This window comes from Gaoshiqia sp. US2 (assembly GCF_059705485.1).
In genome coordinates this window covers 454,960-473,909 of record NZ_AP048550.1, presented here as the reverse complement: position 1 = coordinate 473,909, position 18,950 = coordinate 454,960, and the positions used below count along the sequence as shown (strand labels likewise).

13 protein-coding genes are annotated in these 18,950 nt (G+C 41.0%); all 13 read right to left on the bottom strand.

Annotated features, from left to right (window positions below; all coding sequences use genetic code 11):
• Positions 1-199: 199 nt before the first annotated feature.
• Entirely contained in the window at positions 200-1,666 is a 1,467-nt protein-coding gene (locus AC6H3C_RS01830; protein WP_497516513.1) for an ISNCY family transposase, read from the bottom strand.
• A 257-nt stretch (positions 1,667-1,923) separates the two neighbouring features.
• Positions 1,924-2,802: a hypothetical protein gene (locus AC6H3C_RS01825; RefSeq protein WP_497518864.1), complete on the bottom strand. Its 879-nt coding sequence runs from the start codon at positions 2,800-2,802 to the stop codon at positions 1,924-1,926.
• Positions 2,803-2,830: 28 nt separating this feature from the next.
• Positions 2,831-3,406, bottom strand: a complete 576-nt coding sequence (locus tag AC6H3C_RS01820; RefSeq protein ID WP_497517312.1) for a transposase — start codon at positions 3,404-3,406, stop codon at positions 2,831-2,833.
• Positions 3,378-3,995 (bottom strand): DUF4372 domain-containing protein, encoded by a 618-nt coding sequence (locus AC6H3C_RS01815; RefSeq protein ID WP_497517310.1) that lies wholly within the window; start codon positions 3,993-3,995, stop codon positions 3,378-3,380. Before AC6H3C_RS01815 ends, AC6H3C_RS01820 begins: the two co-directional genes overlap by 29 nt.
• A gap of 121 nt (positions 3,996-4,116) precedes the next feature.
• Positions 4,117-5,319 (bottom strand): hypothetical protein, encoded by a 1,203-nt coding sequence (locus AC6H3C_RS01810; RefSeq protein ID WP_497518863.1) that lies wholly within the window; start codon positions 5,317-5,319, stop codon positions 4,117-4,119.
• 65 nt (positions 5,320-5,384) lie between these two features.
• Complete coding sequence (locus tag AC6H3C_RS01805; RefSeq protein WP_497518861.1) at positions 5,385-7,250, bottom strand: glycoside hydrolase family 172 protein; 1,866 nt, start codon at positions 7,248-7,250, stop codon at positions 5,385-5,387.
• 112 nt (positions 7,251-7,362) lie between these two features.
• Positions 7,363-8,838, bottom strand: coding sequence for an IS4 family transposase (locus tag AC6H3C_RS01800; protein ID WP_497516226.1), 1,476 nt, complete (start codon positions 8,836-8,838; stop codon positions 7,363-7,365).
• Between the two features lie 395 nt (positions 8,839-9,233).
• A complete protein-coding gene (locus AC6H3C_RS01795; protein ID WP_497518859.1) occupies positions 9,234-9,437 on the bottom strand; it encodes a hypothetical protein in 204 nt (67 codons plus the stop codon).
• 74 nt (positions 9,438-9,511) lie between these two features.
• A complete protein-coding gene (locus tag AC6H3C_RS01790) occupies positions 9,512-10,471 on the bottom strand; it encodes an IS110 family RNA-guided transposase (RefSeq protein ID WP_497518857.1) in 960 nt (319 codons plus the stop codon).
• A gap of 144 nt (positions 10,472-10,615) precedes the next feature.
• Entirely contained in the window at positions 10,616-12,745 is a 2,130-nt protein-coding gene (locus AC6H3C_RS01785; protein WP_497518856.1) for an MGH1-like glycoside hydrolase domain-containing protein, read from the bottom strand.
• 98 nt (positions 12,746-12,843) lie between these two features.
• Positions 12,844-14,313 carry a RagB/SusD family nutrient uptake outer membrane protein gene (locus AC6H3C_RS01780; RefSeq protein WP_497518855.1) on the bottom strand — a complete coding sequence of 490 codons (1,470 nt, stop codon included), beginning with the start codon at positions 14,311-14,313 and terminating at the stop codon, positions 12,844-12,846.
• A gap of 10 nt (positions 14,314-14,323) precedes the next feature.
• Complete coding sequence (locus AC6H3C_RS01775) at positions 14,324-17,812, bottom strand: TonB-dependent receptor (protein ID WP_497518854.1); 3,489 nt, start codon at positions 17,810-17,812, stop codon at positions 14,324-14,326.
• A gap of 102 nt (positions 17,813-17,914) precedes the next feature.
• Complete coding sequence (locus tag AC6H3C_RS01770) at positions 17,915-18,937, bottom strand: FecR family protein (protein WP_497518853.1); 1,023 nt, start codon at positions 18,935-18,937, stop codon at positions 17,915-17,917.
• Positions 18,938-18,950 lie beyond the last annotated feature (13 nt).

Below are 18,950 nucleotides of genomic sequence, written 5' to 3'. Positions count from 1 at the left end.
CCGTTTTTTTCGAAAGGTGTACATAATTATATGTAATCGGCTTGTTTTTTCGGTTACTACCACTAAATTTTTTAGCCTGTTAATTGGTTGCCGTAATTTTCGCCACCGAAAATTGGGTTTTCGGTGTAATTTTTTAGTTTCCAGGCATAATTCTCCCTTTCATGTTTAATTTTCATGTTTTTTCCTTGAACCGATTTTACTAAGCAGCTTTCCTAATCTGCTTGGTGGGCGCTTCAAGCGCTTCACGCTCCAACTTCAGGATTTGTTTCCCAATTTTCTTGAGGTTGTAGGCGCACACGCCCAACCCGATGTACTTTTTAAAATGCGCATAACTCCGGTCGGGACAACGGTCGAGCCCCCGGTGTTCCAATTCGTTGATGTTTGATTCGATCGCGCTGTGCTTGTTTTTCAGTTTTTTAAATGACCTGCTGCGTTCTTCCTTTTTCTCTTTTTTGTTGCGCTTCCCAAGTTTGGGGATGATAACCTGGTCAACTTCCAACTGAAGGGTTTCCTTGTTTTCTTTTAACCAGTAGCCTTTGTCGAAGCTCCACGATGCGACTTTATGTTCTGTTAAAATCCTGTCGGCCATTTCGATAACAATGTCCCGGTCTTGTTGTTGTTCCATTATTTGGTAATCCACGATCAGCCCCCACTGGTCGGTGGTGATGTTCAGTTTTTTGCCCAGTTCAACACTGGGGTTCATCTTCCCTTTTGTAATCCACTCGGTGTAGGTTTCAAATACCGAAAACATCTTTTCTTCATGCGGAATGGTTTCGCCTTTTAATATACGCCTGTCGACCAGGTCAATATGCTTTTCAAGAAGTTCCATGTAGTGCTCCAACGTAATGATCAATACCAGATCGCCCATGTCCGTTAGCGGGAAACCGGACTTTTCTTCGTTTAGTTTTTTGAGCAATAACCTTGATTTATTGAGGTATTCTTCGGCCGCGGCAACTACTTTTTCTTTCTTGTTTTTGCCTCCTGAACGGTTGGCATGGCCCAAATTGCGCATCAACTTTTTCAACTCTGTACGCCAATTGCCGATCTTGCGCCAACCTCCAATATCCTTATGTTTGTTCATTATCCTTGAAACGGTGCCGATGCATTTTCGGGCACAGTCCCACAACAGGTTGTAGTCTGTGGGGAAATGAACATTGCTTTCAACAACAAAACTATCTGATTTTAAGCGCAATGCTGTATGTTCTTTTTTTTTAAACACCTCTCCATGCCCAAAATCCAGGATTACCTTGTTTAATTCCCAAACCATTTCATCGCTAAGCAGGGCGACATTGTCATAAATATTCTGGTATTCAAACTCGATACGTTCAAAACCAAAGCCCTTTTCTACGCCCATCAAACACCGCATATTGTGGTGGTTGTTTGCCTGATCGTGCAACACATCATAACTTAAATTCAAACACAAGCGAACCTGGGCCAAAACAAAAATACTCCATAGGTCCATTCCTGTCCTTCCCGTATTTTTCTTCCCGGAATTGATATGATCTTCCAAAATACTGAATATCTCTTCGTTGTATTTCTTGTTGCAATAGATCGCCTTCAACGCTGCTAAAAGTTGATCTAAAGCATTCTTGCTTTTGGGATTAATATAAGTAGCTTCGATTGGCAATTGCCCTAACCCCAATTGTTGTTCGAATCTTTTTCTCATGGTTCAATCTTTTTTTGTCAAGTGGTCAAAATATCCTATCCTCATGTAATAATACCCTGAATATCTGCACTATAATCAACTTATCAAAACAATTAACCCAAAAGATTCAAAAAAGATATCAATACTATATTGTTGATCTATAAATTATTGCAGGTTTTCTTAGAGACACTACGTAACATAGCAGAATAAAATTTAAAAGACTTTATTCGTTATATGACTGATGACATTACACTTGCAAAAAGAGATTTTACGCATAGTTAAAAAAACTTCTTCCCAAAATGATCGATAATTCGATTATATGCTTCAGAGGCAGCCCCATTACCCCAATCATATATGGTAAACTCGCCTATTCCGATTCCTTCCGAACTGGTAACTCCGCCGTGTCCGTAGTTTTCCATCATAAATCCGTAATCCTCTTTGCCCAAGAAGGGCCACGCTTTTTCCCATTGTACTTTAGATGTCTTATTTTCAGGGCAATACATCATTTCAAACGACGCACACAAGGCTGCTAATCCGCGTTGGGTGTACTCTTTGAGATTTAATTCTTCACCATATTGGATAATTAGTTCAGCAAAAAGACTTTGACGTGAATCATTCCATTCGCCGTCAACATTCATTACACCAAAACCGCCCAGTGCCCGGATATAAATGTATGGAGGCTGCCAAGAGGCCTGATACATGAGCAACTCGTCGATGGTCCGTTCTCCATACTTCAAATATTTTTTATCGCCAGTAAGTTTGTAGCAATTCAACAGGGCTTCAGCGGTCCAGTAAATAGATAGGGTGTTTTGCTTAAACTGATTATTTCGTTTCACCTTTTTCCCTATCAGATTTTCGCTTCCATATCGTGAACATGACCAGTATGTTTCAAAATCTTCCCATTGACCTGTCAGGATGATATTTTTAATAATAGCGTCCATACCGTTTAGTGCCGATTGACAGTAAGCTTCATTATGAGTAATTTGATACAAATTTAAAAGAAATGTTACCGACATGGCCGATTCAGGAGATTTGTTCAGATGAGCCATTGGTTCCAGCGAATCAAGCGATAACCATGCCGGATAAAAACCATCGGGAGTTTGCTTTTGGATAAGGGCATCTGCATACGCAATGGTATAATCCAGTAAACGCTTCACTGGTGTCTATTAAAAAATGTTAATTCAATTAGAAGTCCAAATGCAGTTGGCAATCGCTATCATCATAGGCCTTATTTTCCCTCGGAGCCAAGAGTTCTTGAATGGGATCCTTGACCAGCAGGGAATTACCAAGGATACGCATGACCTCCACAACAGGTCTGCCCAGTTTGAGGTCGTGTTCAATAATAGCGACAAGACAGTACGTGATGATGGCGACATGTATCTGTATGCGGACCGCATTCTCGGATTCTCCCCAAAAGGATTTGACACGGAGATGCTGCTTGATCCATTTGAAAAACAGCTCCACCTGCCATCTGTAACGGTAAAGAAGAGCAATTTCATTTGCTTTGAGGTAGAAGTTGTTGGTGTAGTAGGTGAAGGCCCTTCCAAGGTCAGGGGCATAGAATACGATGCGTCTGAGCGAAACCGGATAGTTTCCACTGTTTCGCTTTCCTGTAAACCTAACCGTTTGGTCCCGCAGGACATTGTCATCTCCTTCAAGCATGTCATCTCCTTCCGTAATTTCATAATCAGGGCGGGACTTCTCCCGTATGATGAAGAAAGCTCCGGCCAGCTCAATTGCGTAGAGTCCTGGAGAGATCAAAGTAGCCTCTATCAAACACATAGCAAGCGTGCCGTTCGTATGTAAACCAGTCCATAGACTTGGTGTCATGCACATTTGCATGGCTGATTCTGTAGAAGACCGGTATTTCAGTGGCAATATCAATCTGGGTATGAATCTTGATGCCAGACTTTGTGCTCCTAAACTTTGCCCATCTAAAGACCGACATGCACAGGTCGATGGTAGTGGAATCAATGGCATAGAACCTTCCGTGGAGTTCAAACTCTTTGGTGATACGTTTGGCCTGGGCAATAGACACAATGTAAAAGGCAAACTTCTCAAAGATCCCATGGTCTCTAAGGCTGTTTGCTTTGGAAAGAACGCTTCTGTTGATGGGAACCTTTCCAAACCCGAGGTGAAAAGATCTTTTGGCATGAGCAATAGTGACATCTGTGAGTTCTCTAAGACTATGGCAGCCTATGAGCTGGCCGTACATGATAACCAGCATATGGCTCCAGTAGGATGGTGCCATTCTGACTGTCCTGTCTTTGTGTTTTATTACCAGTCGTTCGAAGTAACGTTTCGGGAGAAACTCCACAATCTGTGCGAAAACATATTTGCCAACGTTCATACTTGTTCCAATTTGTACCTGAGTACAAAGGAACAAATTTCAAAAGGGCGACAAGGTTTTGAAAAGCTAGCATGCTGTGCATAAAACAGATATGAGGCATTTTAACAAAAATTAATAGACACTAGTGTAAACGCTTGTCCTTTTCCAGTTCCGAGTACCATAAAAGCATTTGATTGGCTGTAAAACTCATATCAAGGATATGGTAAGGTGCAATCCGGGCATCCCAGGTATAGGGGTTCCGGTTTGAATTTCCGAAATAAAAGGTATTCCAGCCCTTGGAACGGTTGTACTTTTTACCTTCAATATCAACGGATTGCATTTCAGTACCAATGAGCCCGGGGAAAAATCCATGATTTTGCGGAAAAGACAATGCCAGTTCTTTCGTCTTTATCGCATAGTTGATTAGTTCACTGTTATTTACCCGTCTTGCATACCTGTATAATCCCTGAGCCGAACGGAACGAATTAAACCAGGCCTGGTTCCAAACGGAACGGAATTCTCTTTCGTTTACTTCATCCGGATAGTTAGGGCTTTGGGTTGTATTGACAATAAAAACAGGCGCACCTACTGTTTTCCCGTTTAAATTAAATTCCTGCCACACACTTTCTTCCCACGATTTAAAAGCCCAGTTGTAGGTGTGTTCCGAATATTTTTCAAGGTTTTTGCAAATTGATCCAATCGATTTATATTCCGGCGTACCCCATTTACTCCATAGAAAAGAAAGTACATTACGCCACGGATTAAAAAGATTGTCCTGCTTATCGGAAACAAGAATATAAAAACCAAATTCTATTTTCCCTGATGGGAAAACAGCGCCGGATTCCCTTACAAAGAGCACATGCTCCTGAACTTTTGATTTACTTAGTCCCAATGTCAGGACGTTTTCAACTGCATTCATATCCATGTACCAATCAACCGGGCTGCCTTTTTTTAACAGGTCAAGGTCGGGGATAATGGCCAATAGTTTTTTATCTGAAGCCACAACCAATGCCGGTGACCGAAATACATGTTGGGCTATTATATGATTATCAGTTGGCGTTAGATGCGGCGCCCAGTTGAAAACCGGAGAAAAGGCCGGAGAAATATTGATCTGCCATTCGTTTTGCCGGATAGTATCCTTTAAGTTAAAAGTTACCGACACTTTCAAGCAATTTTCGGATACTTCGGTATAATTGATCTGTGCTTTATTTGGCCCCAGTGTACCATAGCTGATTGAACCTATAAAATTATGGTATAAATCCGGCAGGGTTGATTGATTTTTTGCTGCACCATTAATACCAAATATCATAACAAGAGCTAGTGTCCCTAATGATTTTATATTCATTTGTTTTTTATGAGAAGATATTTATCAAGTTAGTTTTACCATTAAACAACTGTATTTGAGCCATTTCAAATTACTTTTTTTTCGAGATAAATCCGGTGCAACAAAAACTTGTTCACTCCGGATTTCTTATCCGTATTTTTAAGCACCACTGTTATCGTATTAGTTCCTTCTTTGATTGAAAGAGTCCCGATCAATTGCTTTTCAACCAAGGAATTTTTAGGAGCATACCCTTCCAGCGTTGTACTTACCGGAATCTGGCGTTGGTTGATTACAAACTGACAACTCTCCGGACTTTTGAAATACGACACATACAATTTGTAATCCCCACTTGCCGGAACTTCAAGTTCAAATTTGGCAAACCCGTCATTACCAGCTTCAAGCTTTAAAATATTATAGTTTTGACCGCTGTTTTCATCCTTACAATCTTCATACAAGATGCCGGCTCCAAAACTAAGTGCTTTTACCGGAAGCAATGCGATCCAGTATTCGAGCAGGTTTGGCGTATTTACTTTTTTGAGTAATTCAATGGGTGGAAGATTATTCAAAACCGGAGGCGTATCGCAATAATAAAGAGCGACTGAAGTATAGTCAACCGGGATTTTATTATTATCCGGGCCATGTTCTATCGATAGCCTGATGTCCTTTTCAAACGAAATTTTATCTGTTACCAGAAAACGATAGCCTCCCGTGTGTGCCAGCGGAATGGAATAAGCCAGGCAACCATGTACAGGTAAGCTGAATGCCTGATCCCACCTGTCGGCAAGGGCATACCAGCCACCATTGAAATAATCTTCAGAACCTGTACCATGCAGTCTTAATTCACCATCAACATAACATTGGTCATCACCTTCAAAAAAGAGGGTCATACCCGAATCAATACCTTGTGCCTGAAGTAAAGTGCCCACATAATGCCCTCGTCCGGTTTTACTGAGGATCTGGTAAGGTTCTCCCGTTTCAGGATTTTCTCTTTTCCATTCCGTGTAAAATTTTCCTTCATCTTCGGAAAGCTTTGTGTCACTGTAATAAACGGTTACATTAACAGAAATTTCGGTTGACTTATTCAGTGCATTTTTTAAAAACTCTAGTTCGATGTTTGCCTGTTTCCCAAATGGCATGGGCATGTAGCAATAATGAGTTCCATCCTTCACGCCAACCAGCATCGACTGCATGGAAGGTTTTCCAAACGCATATCCGAAAAAGTCGGTACACGGGCAGTTGATGGCGGCAATGGGTTCATTATCCCATTTTGCCCTCATAATCAAATCTTTAAACTGGTCATTTAATTGCAATTGTGGTGTTAGTTCAATCCCGACAATCCGGCCCCCGCTGCTCCTGCTGAAAATGGACTTGATTTCGCCGGGTTCTAAAACCACATTTTTAGTAATCTTATTAATCTTCGTTTGTGTTGCCGGTAAGATTGATATCAAATTATCCCCACTTCGTTTCCAAATGCTGAGAACCGACGAAAGGGTTTCATCTTCTTCTTTGGAAAACTTTTTAGGAAAGGAGGAAACAGGCTGATGCGCACCAAACTCGCGATACTGAATCTGAAAAAACTGCATCCGTTCTCCTTTATAGACAATCTTGCAGGATTTCTCGTACGGAATCGGCAGGTAGCAATAATATCCGCCAACTTCGTTACCAACCACAGGTCTCAAAAACGGGTACTTTTCTCCTGAAAACAGATCGATAAATTTGATCTCGATCCTCGGAGTTATTTCTCCGTCGAAATAAAACTGAATCGTATCATTGGTAGGCGTTGGTGTCCATATCCGCTGAATGACCCCGGAACCTTTCAGGTCGGCAATGACTGAATTCCCGTTCTCTTTCCTTAAAACGGAAAACCGACCCGAAAAACCATCGTCGTTGCCACCGGTCGTGTCATAACTCGACAGTTGCTTTACGATAATATCCTTCTGAAACTGAGGCAATAAATCAATGCGGGTAAGTTTTAACTAAAGTTTCCCACATATATTAAGCCCTATAATTGGGCATGTTAAATTTCATAATTATCTGTTCAGTTGGCAACTAATTATCATGTTATCAAGCTACTACCTGGCAGATGGCAGTTTTGTTGTTATTTTGGTCATTATCATCAAATTCATCCAGTGCCTTGAGCATTGCCAGTAGTTGCCTACTTGTTTGGTCGCTTTGCATTAGTTTTTCTATTAATGCTTCACTGTCAATGTTTAGTATCGCGGCCATCTGGGTCAACATTTTAAAGAATACCTTGACCAGGCGTTCCCACAAAGTTAGTTCGAGCAGTTGCTGTTGTGTTTCCCTGAACAGCTCGCCCATGGTTTCATAAGAACTGAACCGCTTTTGCAGCGACAATATCGTATGGGTTGCCAAGATGATAGTTGCATCTGCAATTTGTCCATCGAAATCAGTGTTCTGGCTTGCGCCCAAACGCAGGTACTGCTTGCATTCCTTGAACAAGACTTCAATGGTCCAACGGATTTGGTACAGTTCAACCGCCTGTACGAAAGACAGGGTCAAATCGGTTGTCAATAGCAATGTCCAGTTCTTTGCATTATTGTAACGTATGAAGAAGAGCCGGACTTTCTCACCTTTGTAATCGACCACGGTGGAGATGTAGGTTGACTTGTATTTTCTGGAATACTTGCTGTTCTTCCTCTGGTTTTTAGTGATCAACTGATGGGCGTTCAATTCCTTGTTGCCAACCATGTATTTTCGCCTGTCAAGCTTGCACATCCCCAGTAAATGCATGGCCCCTTTTTTGATGGCACGGACACTTTTGATCATGTAATCGTTCACAAACCAACTGTCCATCAAAACATAACTGGCTATAATCCCATTTTTTACAGCCCGCCGGAGCATTGAAACAGCAACTTCGCCTTTCTTCATGTCCAATTCTTCGACCCTTTTTTGCCCGGGAGATTTGCCGTCACGCTTTTTTCTGAACTGCGATTGCAACTCTTTCTTTGACAAACCGTAAGTCCCCTTTTGCCCTTTCTCCCGGTGGAGCGAGAAGTCGGTTGCAACCAGTGTCTTTCCGTCCCAAAAACTAAGCAGGAGCATTTTAAAACCCAACGGGTAAAGTTTGGTCACATGGTTGAAAACCCTGCCGATAAACTCGACTGTTTTGCCCGTTTTTTCAATGTCCGTATCATCCAAAACAAAACAAGTTGTCCCTGAAACAGGACCGCCCTTGGCCTTTGCCTGCCAGGCAAATTGTTTGGCAAAGCCCATCAGTAATTTTCGCCAGTCCATCCACTGGTTGTTCATCAAACGATAAAAGGTATTGTCGTCAATGCTTTCAAGAAAATTTTTGCACCGGTTTTGCATCCTGCAAATACTTTCGCTGCGTAACCTGAAAACCAGAAGTGAAAGTAAAAGTACAGAAACGTCGTACCCTTTGCTCTTGAAAGAATTGAAGGAGCCTAAAAACCGGCCAACCCTGAAGGCCGAAAAGAAATGGAGGATCCCCTCATTGGTTTTTTCATCATTGCAAAGAACGCTCTCTAATTCGCTTAAATATGCTATTTTTGATCCCATAAGTAGTGGTTTTGTGAATAAACTGCTTTTTGATGTGTAACTAACTCAAATATAGCAATTTAAATTCTATTTTACCACTACTTATTTAATTTCAATCCTCATATAAATCAACACTTCCCAACGTGGGAAACTTTAGGTTTTAATATTTCATCCTTAAAATCAGCCAGACAAAACAGACTTTGGCAAAACAGAAGCGCTATTAATCCAACTTTAGTGATTGAAGTTTTCATCCGTAAATAATTAGTAAATTAATAAATATCAGCATATTAAAAAGGAACAGATAAGAAGTTAAAATTTCATCCGCGTACTCGAAGTACATGTATTTGTGCTTATCTGTTGATGTCAGTTTCATTTCCGGGGTTTAACCACCAGTAAAAAACGACCTTTGTTTTTCTTTATGCTGCTTTTTCTATTTTATATCCGTGCTCTTTTAGTTCCCGTTTCAAATATTCCAACCTGTTTTTCCTTTTTCGTTCGGCCAAATATTCGTAGCCAAGTTCTTTGAACGGTTCTTTGTTTTTGATGATGTGGTAAGATGCACAAAGGATCTTATGTCCTATCGCTATTAGTGCCCGTTTCCTGCCACGTCTGGCCACCATACTTTCGTACTTGGCCTTGTAATAACTTTTCTTGGTGCGAGTGGCGCCCCATGCCGATTCTGTTAGTGTTGCCTTCAGATGTTTGTTCCCTTGTCGTGTTCTTGAACTTTTTTTTTACCGGCACTCTCGTTGTTGCCCAGACACATGCCTGAATGCGATGCTAAATGATGCTTGCTGGGAAAAACATCCATATCAACCCCTATTTCGGCCACAATGCCAACTGCCGCTTCTTTTCCCACTCCGGGAATCGTTTGGAGCAGTTCAATCTCCTTCTCAAAGTCTTTGATGTATTTTTCTATTTCTGTGTCAATCTCGGTGATCTGAGCTTCGACAGAGGCAATATGTTTTTGCATAGACCTGAGTATAAACCCGTGGTGGGCCGTTAATCGTCCGTTGATGGCCTCTTTGATTTGTTCGCGGCTTGCCTGAAGTTTTCGGTGGTAACATTCTGAAATGAGCTTGTCCAAATCCTTCCGGCCTTCGATCAAACCGTTTATCAAGTAAGTAGCTGTTACCCCAGACGTGTCTGAAACCACAGAGGACAGCTTTACGTTGGCATCCTCCAATACCCTGATAATCCTGTTTTTCTCGGAAGCTATCGTACCGACAAGCTTTTTCTTATAACGGTGCAAATCTCTCAATTCCTGGATGTTCTCTGGGGGTATAAAACTGCCTTTGAGCAAACCGCTGATCAGAAGTTTGCAGATCCATTGACTATCCGCCTTATCGGTTTTGCGACCCGGAACATTTTTAATGTGCCTGGCATTGACAACGATCAGGTTTATGGGATATTCCCGCAATACGTGCAAAACGGGTTTCCAATAAATCCCTGTGCTTTCCATTGCCCCATCGCTTATTTTTAAAGCTGCGAGCCACTCGCCTAATTCTTTCAAAGAACTCGTTGTGGTTCCAAAGGTGCGGGTTTCCGTTTGTACCCCTTTTCCCATGACCGTTGCAACAACCGTATCCCGGTGTACATCCAGACCACAACCCCGCTCGATGACCTGTTCAAATTCAATACTGTTACGTGCCATATGCTTTGTTTTTGATTATCGCTATTCAAAGGTACAACGCTGGCAACTTAATTTTCATGCGTGTTTGTGCTCGTGCACTATAATGGGGGTTTCATAACAATGTACCAATTAATTTTCCCGACTTTTACGAATTTCGCTTCTAGCTTATCCCTGAATTTTGATTTTTTGGGGAGCCCCTTCGTAAAATAGCACTCCGTTTTTGATGACCTTCATTTGATTTTTTGAAAAATATACGTCGAAAAAAGATCCACCGAAACCAAAACCTGTTATCGAAATATTACCGTCAACGGTTAAATGAGGATTGATAAATAATTGCCCGTTATAGTCGGGTTGAAATCCTGCTAGTCCGAAAAGAATCGTCTCTGCTCCGATTAGCCCGGCAAAAATAGTTGAACGCTTATGACGTGGGGTTATCGGATTATCGACCAAATGCTCCTGTGGAAAATAAAGAAGCTGTTTCCCCATCCAGAAATGACGTTTTAATACATCCCATCCTTTTTCGGGTTCATTTTGTTCATACATGGTAAGTGCAACCTGCGGTCCATCGCCGGAATAGGCTCCACCACCTGACCAATCGGTATCTACCACCTCGTGGTGCACTCTATCCTCTTTTGAAATACTTTCTACACCATATTCAGACAAAAAAGCCCCATCTTTTAAATGTGAAAGAACTGCTTCTTTCATATCCGCAGTGCATACTCCTGCACGTAAAGCATCAAATACCTGAATCGAGTAGACAAAATCCTTATAACCATTGGGATATATACTGGCAAACCATTTTACGCTGTCGTCCCATAAGTTTTTTTGTATGGATAGCTTTATTTGTTCTGCTTGCTTATTCCAATTTTCAATCTCTGTTGCTTTGTAGCCAACCTGCCTGCCCATGTTCGCCAGAGCTTGCAGATAAACGACTCTCTCGGCATTAGGACTAACCACAAAATGCTCCCAACCGGTGCTACGCATTTCAAGCATATTATGTTGTTCTCCATAGTCTATCAGAAAGTCTTCCTGTTGTCGTTTCTCGTCTTCACTAATGATTCGTTTCGCTTCATCAAATAAATCTTTTTGAGGCCCAAAAAAATTGAAAATGGTATTGCTAATGATAGCATAAGCATACATATCATAGGAATATTTTACCCCAACACCTTGACCATTAAGAGTGTATGCGTAATATTTTTGCAAATCGACTTCCGCTAATTTCTGAGCTATGGTAATCGCATGATTACCAAACATAAGTGAAACCATATTGGGAACATATGCCATACCCCAGGGATACAAACAGGTTGCCCCGCCATCCATTCCACATTCTGAAGGAAATGGATTTAAAGCATAAGCCGGATTCTCCCAAACACAAACTAACCCGGTTAGTATTGATCGCTTATAATATTCATCCAAACCATCGATGTCGCTTTTGAGAACGGGAATATTCTTCGTTAGATCAGCCAGACGTTTCTCCCACGCTTGTTGTGACAAAGAGATTAAACTACTTCCTTCTGTTTCCTGAATTCCCTCCCCCCCTGTTTTAGTCATAAATACTGTAAAAAAGACACTCTTTGCTTCACCTTCCTTCAATTGTATCTGTGTATTTTCCTGATTTAACAGAATGGTAACCGCCTCGTTACTCCAGGTATTTTCAGATATCAATCGCGCATCCGGCTGGTTTGAAACAGGTTGACCGAAATTCCATTTTTCTAACGGAAGGTTGACCGGATTACCGGGTTTAACAACAGCGGTTAAATGCAGGCTTAAAGGGTGGCCTGATCGGTTTGAAACAGTTATTTTTTCGACAAAACCATTTTCCCCGAACAAAGGAACTAACTCTGAAACAACACCCAATGAAATAAGTTTTCCGTTTTTAATATGATGATAAGTACCTTCCCTGACAATTTTGTGAGGATACCATGTACCCCGTGAATAAAGAAAACCAACATCGCCCTTTCCGTAATTTATTTTGTCAGGAATGATGACTCCCTCTACATTTATTGTGACACTGAAATTGAATTTTGTTGCAGCCAATGGAGGCGAATAAAACTCATTAACACCCATTACTGTCTGACTTTCAGGATTAACAGTTGTACTTCCACTGCTGACCCATGTATGATTAGGCCCTGAAGTGATTTTCTCCAACGACATGGAGAAATCATCCAATTTGTATTTTTCGCCTGCCAATAAAGTGCCTGATAAAACAGTAGAAATTAACAGACAATAAAGAACTTTTGTGATTATATCACAATTTTTATATACTGATTTATTCAAACAATCTCGTTGCATCATTATCTTTCCTGATTAAACTTCCTGTTTCCAAAACCTATAAGGAAAATAGACCTAAGATACTTGAAGGTCACTCAGGTCTATTTGTATTTCTGTTAAAATTAATATCCCTCATTCTGATCGAGTACTCCCGGCTTTGCCTTAACCTGATTAAAAGGTAATGGGAATAAAATTTCATGATCGTTTATAACAGCTGTTTTTACGTAAGCTGAATTTGGATAAAAATTGTTTAACGTTTGTTTCAGGTACGAAAATCCGCGATACGATAAATCAAACCATCTGTCACCTTCCAGTATAAATTCAAATTGTCTTTCCTGTGCCAGAGCATCATTCATTTGCTCTTTGGAATATCCATTTGGCAAAGGAGGTAATCCTGCCCTGTCCCTTATCTTTTGGATATATGTGTATGCTTCAGCTGTTTTTCCTGTGTTGTTTAAAGCATCGGCATACATCAATAATACATCTGCATATCGGAGGATAATGAAATCAGCTGCAGAAAGTCCGGCCTGCGTTGTCTGTAAATCAAGATATTTTTTTGTATAGTAATAGGTTCCGCCTGCACTTCCTAAAACATCATAGCTTCCTATCATGGCTTTACGCTTATCGTTATCTGAAAATTTACTATAAATAACAGGTTCAATATTATTACTTCCATCTCCATTATCGCTTGATGTCACGTTGGGCAGTATTTCTTTTGAGAATTTAGGGAGAGTAGAATATGTAAAAGGGCTGTTCTGTCCGCTTACCCTTTCATAATTTATTGCCAAAATGATTTCCTTATTAAACGGATTATCGGCATCATATAATTTAGTCAGATCCTCTTCTAAGTCCAATCCGGCAGGTTTATTTGAAATGATATTGCTTAGCTCAGTTGCCGCATTGGCATAATCATGCATTTGCAAATAGACTTTTCCTAAAAGGGTTTTTACTGATAGGTCAGATGCTTTTCCTTTTGACATTACCAGTTGAGAAGCAGTTCTGTATGAATCAACCTCCTTCGCTGCTTTAAGGTCGTTGATAATAAAGTCGTATATTTCATTTGCTGAAGAACGGCTAACTGAATAGACCAGATTCATGTCCTCTACCTCTTTCTCATACTTTGGAACACCTCCGAAGATTCGAACCAAGTTGAAATAGGAATATGCGCGGATAAATTTTGCCTCAGCAACAAACACTTTACGGCTATTTTCAGATACAGAAGAATTTTCGATGCGAGTAATCACGAGATTTGATAATGCAACAGACCTGTAACAGGCCCACCAGAAGTTCGAAATAGTCGATGAATTTGAACTGATAGTAACAGCATCGAACTGATAGGTGTCAAAAGTACTGTTTAATGAATTTAAGAAACAGTTGTCCGAAATCAAATCATTAAAAGCAATCAAATTTTGAACCTGCCCTTTCAGCGATAGATAACACGCATTTAATGCAATTTGAAAATCATTTTCAGTCTGATAAAATTTATCATAGGTAAGGGTCCCGGGGTGCTTTGTTTCCAAGAATGCTTCATCACATCCTCCACTTGAAAGCAATACAATTATTCCAATAATTAGGTATTTTATCTTTTTCATAATAGTTGATTTAGAAAGTTAAGTTAAGTCCTAATGTATAGGTACGGGATAACGGATATACTCCTTCGTCCCAACCAAACTGTGCACTTCCGGCTTCTCCGCGGGCAGTATTTGCCTGAGGATTATACAAAGGATAACTTGTAAATGTGTATAGATTTTGTACCCCTAGGGTTAGTTTTATATCTTCAATACCAATAGATTGACATACACGATTAGGAATGTTATATCCAATAATCAGGTTTTTAATTCTTACATACGAAGCATCATAAACCAGACGTGAAGTTTCCATGTGTCGCGGACCTGTCACTGATTTTGATGGGAACGCAACTCCACTTCCACTCTGTACTCCGCTTATATAACGATCTTCCCAATAAGGTTTGAAAACATTTGAGGCATAGTAGAGTAGTGTTGCCTGACGGAGTGCCGATACAACTTTAGAGGCACCATAGCTACCATCCAATATGATCTGCAAATCGAAATTCTTATATATTAATGCCGTAGAAAAGCCGTACATAAAATCAGGCAATGCATGCCCAAGCGGTTGCCAGTCATTACCATTGATTATTCCATCTGCTTTATAATCTTCAAGCATTGGATCTCCAACCCGCGGGTTGTTTAATCCCGGTATATTTTTCAATTGGTCTGCATCAGTATAATTACCGATTACTTTGTAACCATATATTTCAAACATTGGGCGATTTTCCATAATTCGGATCATCCCGTTCCAACCCATGCTTAGATATCCGCTTGAAGTGAATACCGATTGTACCTTATTATTGATTTTTGTGAAATTAAAACTTGTACCCCATTGAAAATCTCTGGTCTTGACATTTATCGTATTCAATGCTATTTCAACCCCTTTATTAGTCATATTCCCCAAATTATCAAATATTCTCGTAGCAATACCATTTTCCAATGGCAAGTCACGATAAAGAAGCATGTCTTTAGTGTTGCGGATGAAGTAATCAAGGGTAAGGTTTACCCGGTCATTGAACCCACTGAAATCGACACCGAAGTTGGCTTGTTCATTTACTTCCCATTTCAGGTTTTGGTTTTCGATTGACGACGGAACTAAAGCTTTTGCTGCTCCTGCGCCGCCACTGGCGATCGGCCCATAGGTATATATGTCAGAATATCCCACAGTGCCGTTCCATTCAAAATCACCAAATTGATCATTCCCTGACAAACCATAGCTTGCTCTGACTTTCAATTCATTGACAAATTTTATACCTTTCATGAATGACTCCTGAGACAAACGCCATGCCCCCGATGCAGCTGGGAATAAACCAAAACGCCCATTGGGTGCAAATTTCGAAGATCCGTCTCTTCTTATAGAGGCCATTAGAATATACTTGTCTTTAAAATCGTAATTTACACGTGTAAAAATTGACTCAAACTTACTTCGGCCATACGCTCCACCCCCCAAAACCAGAGCTGCACCATAAATGTTTGGTCGAAAATAATTGTCAAATGCTGGAAGGGGTTTAAGTGCATTTGCTGTTCCTCGGTCATTTACACTCGATGATGCAGTTGTACTGCGTGAGTTATTTTCCTGTAAACTTCCGCCTACAGATATTTTTAGATGGTGATTTTCATTAATCTCTGGTTCATAGTCAACATATCCGTCTGTAATCCACGAAGTACCCATATAATTTTCCTGTCCGGCACTCATTTTATCGTACTTTGGATTTGAAAAATTTGCGTAGGGGCTTCCGTTCCCGGCAAGGTAAGGACTGGTATGGTAGTCACGAAACCGGGAATACAATGTCCAACTGTAGCTGGCGTTAAGACTCAGCCCCTTAACCGGTTTGTATGTAAAATAAATTCTCGACATTACATTGTTATTGATGTAAACGTCGTAGATTTCATTTAGTCCGCAAACAGGATTGTCGTACCCTTGTGTAAAATATGGAGGAACAAATTCTCCCTGCATTAATTGTCCATAATCGCCTGTACTTGTATATACCGGGATTATCGGTGGAGTCCACAAGGACTGTTGGATAATTCCTCCTGCTACTCCATATCCGTTTCCTGTATGTCCAAAACCTGGGATGGCCTGATTGGTCCTTTGTGTTATGCGTGCTGTATTAAATGTTGTCCCTACTGTAAGGTTCGGTTTCACCTTTATCTCAAAATTGCCATTCGTCGACAGATTATTATTATAGGTTGTTTTCATAATACCTTCATTGCCCAGATAATTTGCCGACACATAATATTTGACCTTTTCTGTACCTCCATTTATCGCAACCTGATGATTTTGATATGATGCTAACCTGTAAATTTCATCTTGCCAGTCTGTATTGGCATAAGTTGCAGCGTCTCGCAAATAGAAATCCGGGACTGTAAGTTTATCGTTGGTATAAGCCTCTTTAGCCATTTGCAACCATTCGTCCCTATCCAGTACTTCTACTTTCTTTTCCAACTGTTGGACCCCCAGCGTTGTATTAACCGATACTTTTGCCTGTCCTGAATTTCCGGATTTAGTAGTAACAATGATAACACCATTACCTGCCCTCGAACCATATATAGCTCCTGCTGCTGCATCTTTCAGAATATCAATTTTCGAAATTGATTTTGGGTTTAACGCAGCAAATTGGTCCGAACTTGCTAATATTCCGTCAATGACATACAATGGTTCACTTCCCGCATAAATCGATCCATATCCTCGTATCCTGATAACAGGTTTTCCGCCGGGAGCTCCATTTCCATTGTCTGCAACTACTCCGGATATTCTTCCTGATAAGGCATCCCCAATATTTGAAATCGGGATTTCTGAGATTTCTTCCGATTTCATACTCGAAATCGCTGTCGATAGTTTTCTTTTTGTTGATGTTCCATAGCCTATAGCGACAACCTCTTCAATTTTAACCGTTTCTTCTTCAAAAATTATATTAATTGTCGTTTTTCCTATTACTGTTACTTCCTGAGCTTTCATCCCCATAAACGAAAACACCAAAGTTCCATCTGCCGGAACATTCGGAAGCGAATAGCTTCCGTCAGCATCGGTAATAGTTCCCTGGGTGGTACCTTTTACAACTACCGTTACTCCGGGAAGCGGGGCACCCAACGAATCGGTGACTTTCCCAATAATGCTTTTGGGTTGCTGGGTGTTCGAAGCGGAGACCATAGCAGACGGCTGAATGATGATCTGCCGGCCCATGATGGTGTATCCTACGTCCTGTCCTTCGAATAAACGGTCCAAAACCTGTTCGATCTTTTCATTCGAAACATCAATGGTGACTTTCCTTTGAACGTCGACTAATTGACTATTGAACAGAAAATAATAGTCACTTTTCGATTCAATGTCGTAGAGTACGTCTTTCACCGTTGTGTTCTTCAGGTTTAAACTGATGCGGGTGGCCTGAGAATAGGCGCCTCCCGCCAAGACCTGGATCAGGGAGACAAAAAATAAAAACAGCGTGAGTCGCATAACCCTTAAAAATTTAATGTACAGGGGCATTTGCCCTTGTAACGGTTTCAACAAAAAGTTTTTTTTCATACTTTTGATTCAATTAGTGTTAATAAATACAGACTATTTATTTTCATTTCAGAAAAAGGGATGGTGCAAACATTCCTTTTTCCTTTTGATCGTTTTCCTCCTTTATTTTTTTGTAAGTTTTATGATTTGGGTTTCATACTCCAGGCTGTCTAACCTTTCTCTGGGCAGGATGCGAAAATTGATGGGGGCGGAGAGGGCCAGCATTTTTAACACCTGGTCGAGGCTTTCGCCCGAAAAAGTGGCCGAATAGGTGTAATTCAGAATTTCCGGGTCTTCCACCCGGAACTCCACCCGGTACCACCGCCCCAGTTTTTCAATGACGGTCGTCATCGGGTCGTCGCGGAACATTAATTTTCCGGATGTCCAGGCAATGTGTTTGTCGAGATCTGTTTGCGTCTTTTCCATGGTCTTTTCCTGCTTGGAAAAAACAGCCAGTTCGCCCGGTTCCATCAGGAACTTGTTTTTTCCGCTTTTCCCCGAGATTTCTATTTTTCCTTCCACCAGCGCAGTTTCAATTTGTCCGGCATTGGGGTAAGCGTTGCAATTAAACGATGTTCCCAGAACTTTGATATTGATATCGGAGGTGGAGACCATAAAAGGACGATGCTCATCTTTTTTTACTTCAAACCAGGCTTCACCGTTTAATTCAACTTGTCGTTCCCGATTTTCAAAGGAGACCGGGTATTTCAGGCTGCTACCCGAGTTCAGCCTCACGAACGTACCGTCGGGCAAGGTGAATGACGACCTGGTTCCCGGGGGTACTTCGATGGTATTAAAAACCGTTTCATTTATAAAGTTTCCGGGCAGGTAGTAGAGCATCCACAGAGCGGATAACAACAGCGGGATAAACAGCACAGCGGCAACCCGTTCGAGTTTTTTCAGATAAAGAACAGGGAAGCGGCCAAAAAGGCGGGCTTCAACTTTTTTCAAGGCCTTTTTCTGGTCTATCGTTTTCATTTTCTGCAGGTCACCAACCGATGCCCACAGTTTTTTGTGTTCTTCGTAAACAATCCGGTGTTGAGGGTTATTTAACCATCCGGCCAGTTCGGTCTTTTCTGGTTCGGTTAAGGTTCCCTCCGCTTCTTTTACAAAAAGCAATTCGAAATAGGTGCTGTTTTCTTCCATCTTTTCGTGTTTG

Coding starts and splice junctions, on each gene's coding strand:
- AC6H3C_RS01800 (WP_497516226.1), bottom strand. CDS start 8,838: ATGGGATCAAAAATAGCATATTTAAGCGAATTAGAGAGCGTTCTTTGC.
- AC6H3C_RS01810 (WP_497518863.1), bottom strand. CDS start 5,319: ATGAATATAAAATCATTAGGGACACTAGCTCTTGTTATGATATTTGGT.
- AC6H3C_RS01775 (WP_497518854.1), bottom strand. CDS start 17,812: ATGAAAAAAAACTTTTTGTTGAAACCGTTACAAGGGCAAATGCCCCTG.
- AC6H3C_RS01780 (WP_497518855.1), bottom strand. CDS start 14,313: ATGAAAAAGATAAAATACCTAATTATTGGAATAATTGTATTGCTTTCA.
- AC6H3C_RS01815 (WP_497517310.1), bottom strand. CDS start 3,995: ATGAACGTTGGCAAATATGTTTTCGCACAGATTGTGGAGTTTCTCCCG.
- AC6H3C_RS01785 (WP_497518856.1), bottom strand. CDS start 12,745: ATGATGCAACGAGATTGTTTGAATAAATCAGTATATAAAAATTGTGAT.
- AC6H3C_RS01770 (WP_497518853.1), bottom strand. CDS start 18,937: ATGGAAGAAAACAGCACCTATTTCGAATTGCTTTTTGTAAAAGAAGCG.
- AC6H3C_RS01790 (WP_497518857.1), bottom strand. CDS start 10,471: ATGGCACGTAACAGTATTGAATTTGAACAGGTCATCGAGCGGGGTTGT.
- AC6H3C_RS01795 (WP_497518859.1), bottom strand. CDS start 9,437: ATGGTGGCCAGACGTGGCAGGAAACGGGCACTAATAGCGATAGGACAT.
- AC6H3C_RS01830 (WP_497516513.1), bottom strand. CDS start 1,666: ATGAGAAAAAGATTCGAACAACAATTGGGGTTAGGGCAATTGCCAATC.